The organism is Mesorhizobium sp. M2A.F.Ca.ET.037.01.1.1, from assembly GCF_003998075.1.
Taxonomy (GTDB): Bacteria; Pseudomonadota; Alphaproteobacteria; order Rhizobiales; family Rhizobiaceae; genus Mesorhizobium.
Genome location: NZ_RZSA01000941.1, coordinates 1 through 2,507 on the forward strand (window position 1 = coordinate 1; position 2,507 = coordinate 2,507).

General features: G+C 64.9%; 4 protein-coding genes. 2 read left to right on the forward strand and 2 right to left on the reverse strand.

The features are described 5' to 3' along the window. Positions 1 to 271: DUF1501 domain-containing protein (locus EOA27_RS31660; protein WP_127258135.1), on the forward strand; the 271-nt coding region annotated here is incomplete at its 5' end. Between the two features lie 349 nt (positions 272 to 620). Here the strand turns inward: EOA27_RS31660 and EOA27_RS31665 are convergent. Then, a complete protein-coding gene (locus EOA27_RS31665; RefSeq protein WP_126079657.1) occupies positions 621 to 890 on the reverse strand; it encodes a hypothetical protein in 270 nt (89 codons plus the stop codon). Between the two features lie 290 nt (positions 891 to 1,180). Here EOA27_RS31665 and EOA27_RS31670 point away from each other — a divergent pair, with 290 nt between their 5' ends. Then, on the forward strand, positions 1,181 to 1,627 hold the full coding sequence (locus EOA27_RS31670; protein WP_126079658.1) for a pyridoxamine 5'-phosphate oxidase family protein: 447 nt from the start codon (positions 1,181 to 1,183) through the stop codon (positions 1,625 to 1,627). 96 nt (positions 1,628 to 1,723) lie between these two features. On the opposite strand, the gene EOA27_RS31675 is transcribed toward EOA27_RS31670, so the two are convergent. Beyond that, on the reverse strand, positions 1,724 to 2,507 hold a 784-nt coding region (locus EOA27_RS31675; RefSeq protein ID WP_348639880.1), incomplete at its 5' end, for a DUF6537 domain-containing protein.

The window sequence follows — 2,507 nt, forward strand, 5'->3', positions numbered from 1 at the left end:
CATCAACGGCACGGTCCGCCCCGACCACGGCACCGGCACGGTGGTGCTGCTCGCCGGCGGCGCGATCAAGGGCGGCCGCGTCATCGCCGACTGGCCGGGACTGAAGCCGGCGCAGCTCTATGAAGGCCGCGACCTCGCGCCGACCAGCGATGTGCGCGCGGTGCTGAAGGGGCTGCTGGCGGATCAGTTCGGGCTGTCGGCGGCGGTGCTTGGCGACAAGGTGTTTCCGGAGTCGGCGGCCCTGAAGCCGATGCGGGATCTGGTGGCGTGAGCCTGGGTTTGCCGGTCAGAGATGGCTTCGGCGCCCTCTCAGTTCGTCATCCACGGGCGGAGCGGGAGCGAAGCGGACGCGGAGACCCGAGGATCCATTCCGTTACCTTCACCGAAGGGCGCGGCGGAGCAGAATTCTGAACCGTCGCAACGCCTCAACGTAACGGAATGGATCCTCGGGTCTGCGCTGCGTCGCTTCGCTCCTTGCTCCGCCCGTGGATGACGAGGCTGAGGGCCCGCTGCCAATCACGAACGCTGGCGCGGAGGTTTCGAACCTGTGCGTGGAGACCTTAGCCAAACCGCCCGCGCCGTTTCCGGCGCGGGCGTCCACGGCGATCCGGGAGCGATCATCAGCTCCAAAAACCGTGATGCCAGCGGCCGTGATACCAGAAGCCGGGATGCCAGTGGCGCACATGCATCGGGCGGATGATTACCCGGCCGTTCGGCACGCATCTGCCCCAGCGGTTCATGTGCCAACCGGGGCCGCAGCGCCAGCCGACGGTCTCGATCGGCAGCGGAGATGCGCTTGGCTTGACGAGCGGCATAGCCTCAGAGCCAACGGCGGACAGCGTCAATGTGCCGGCGGCCAGGGCGATGGACAGAAAGTATTTTGCGAACATGCGTTGTCTCCGTAATTCGACCCTACGTGCGTGAAACGGAGGATAGGCCGATTTCCGTCGGAGCGGTGTGGATCACATCTTCGTTAGCTCCTTCGACGGTACCGCCCCGCGGCGGTTCGGCACGCGTCGCCTCGCGGTTGCGCCGTTGAAATGGGATTGCCGCGGCCGCCGCCCAGTATCAAATTGATCCATATCAAGGAGCCACGAGGTCCTCCGCTCTAGGCTCCAGGTTGATAGAGGCCGATCGGCGGAGACCGGCCGAGGCGAGTTGAGACCAGGAGTTCATAGCGATGATGATCCGCACGCTCTCCACTTTGGAATGCACGAAATTGCTGGCGGCGAACCGCACTGGACATCTGGCATGCGTCAAGGACGGACAACCCTATGTCGTGCCCTTCAATTACGCCTATGCCGACAGCCACCTCTATGCGTTTTCGCTGCTCGGCAAGAAGGTCGACTGGATGCGGGCCAATCCCCTGGTGTGCGTACAAGTGGCGGAACGCACACAGGGGCGCGGGTGGAAAAGCGTGGTCGTCGACGGCCGCTATGAGGAACTGCCGGACCGGATCGGCCATAAGGTTCAGTGCGACCATGCGAGGGCAGTGTTGAGCAAGCACACCGACTGGTGGGAGCCCGGCGCGCTCAAGCCCGTCACGCCTCCCACCTCGGATAACATGCCGCACGTCTTTTTCCGGATCCTCGTCGAGCAGATTTCGGGACGGGAAGCCACCGAATAGACTGCGCCATTCGGCGCGAGCCGTGCCCCGAAGCGTCATCGCCAGCATTCGCGCTGCCGACATCCTTCGTGACGGCAACCCGATGGAGCAGCCGGGCTATTCGCCCAGCGTCGCCACCGTCTTCAGCGCGCCGTCCAGCATGTCGCCCTTCTCGTCCTTCAGCGCCGCCTCGCGCAGGAGGCGTAGCCAGTCGGCGGCGTCTTCGCGGCCCTTGAGCATCGGCAGCGCCGAAAGCACCCGGTCGAATTTCGACTGGGCACGGGCATGGGTGTCGCTGTAGCCCTTGATCAGCCGCCGGCAGTTCAGGATTTCGGTGGCCAAAGCGTAGTCCTGCCGCGCATGGCTGAGCGCCAATTCGTACCAGCGCTCGAGATGCTCGACTTCGACCTTGTGGCGCAGCAGGCGGCGGCGCCAGCGGCGCAGGCCGCCGATGAACCAGAGCATGGCGAAGCCGGTAAAGCTGTCGGTGCGGATGTGGCGGCCGCGATTGATGCGGCGGTCGAGGAAGGCGGCGAGTTTCGGCCGGCTCTCGATATAGCTGCCAAGGCTTGCCGGCATAGTGCCGCAGAATTCCTCGATGCGCGGATGGAAATATTCGGTGACCTGCAGGACCGAACCTTCCTTCACCCCGACCTCCTTGCGCACGCGCTTGTCGCGGGTCGAGCGCGTCTTGAGATCGGCGACGCGGATCATGTCGTCATAGCACATGGCGTTGGCGAGATGCTTTGCCGCGGCGGTGGACAGAGCATAGCCGCGCTCCGCATTGTCCAGCGCCACCGCCTTGTCCAGCCGGTGAAGATATTCGCCGCCATAGGCGACGTCCTGGTAGTCGACGACCTTCTTCAGGCCGCGTGCGGCCATGTCGTGCAGGGGCTGCGGC

Excerpts from the sequence above, each read along its gene's own strand:
- EOA27_RS31665 (WP_126079657.1), bottom strand. The coding sequence starts at position 890 with ATGTTCGCAAAATACTTTCTGTCCATCGCCCTGGCCGCCGGCACATTG.
- EOA27_RS31670 (WP_126079658.1), top strand. The coding sequence starts at position 1,181 with ATGATGATCCGCACGCTCTCCACTTTGGAATGCACGAAATTGCTGGCG.